This is a genomic window from Dryocola clanedunensis, assembly GCF_038405435.1.
Lineage (GTDB): Bacteria > Pseudomonadota > Gammaproteobacteria > Enterobacterales > Enterobacteriaceae > Dryocola > Dryocola clanedunensis_A.
The window spans coordinates 552-1,108 of the sequence record NZ_JBBYHZ010000039.1 but is presented as its reverse complement, the minus strand read 5'-3'; the positions used below and the strand labels follow the sequence as shown (position 1 = coordinate 1,108).

At 67.1% G+C, this 557-nt stretch carries 1 protein-coding gene; it reads left to right on the top strand.

Annotation, left to right across the window (positions count from 1 at the left end):
* A partial coding sequence (locus tag AAE045_RS23180) for a ParA family protein (protein ID WP_455549677.1) occupies positions 1-557 on the top strand: 557 nt, incomplete at both ends.

The following is a 557-nucleotide window of genomic DNA, read 5'->3' as shown; positions in this document are numbered from 1 at the left end:
CGTGGACAAGCGCGAAGTCGCCGCTTCCACCTGTGATCTGCTGCTGGGCGAAAGCACCGCAGCCGAGGTCCGGGTCAAGACGCCGGAGGGCTTCGACCTGCTCCCGGGCAACATCGACCTGACCGCCGCCGAGATCCAGCTGATGGACCAGAGCGAGCGCGAGCAGCGCCTCAAGCGCGCGCTGGCCCCGATCCGCGACGAATACGATTACATCCTGATCGACTGCCCGCCGGCGCTGTCGCTGCTGACGCTCAACGCGCTGGCCGCCGCCGATTCGGTGATCGTGCCGATGCAGTGCGAGTACTACGCGCTGGAAGGCCTGAGCGCGCTGGTGGAAACCATCGAAGCGCTGCGCGCCAACCTCAATCCCGCGCTGGAAATCGAGGGCGTGCTGCGCACCATGTTCGATGTGCGCAACAACCTGGCCAATGCCGTGTCGGCCGAGCTGACCGAGCACTTCGGCGAGCAGGTGTTCCGCACCATCGTGCCGCGCAACGTCTGCCTGGCCGAGGCGCCCAGCCATGGCCAGAGCATCGTCGGGTACGACCGTGCCTCGC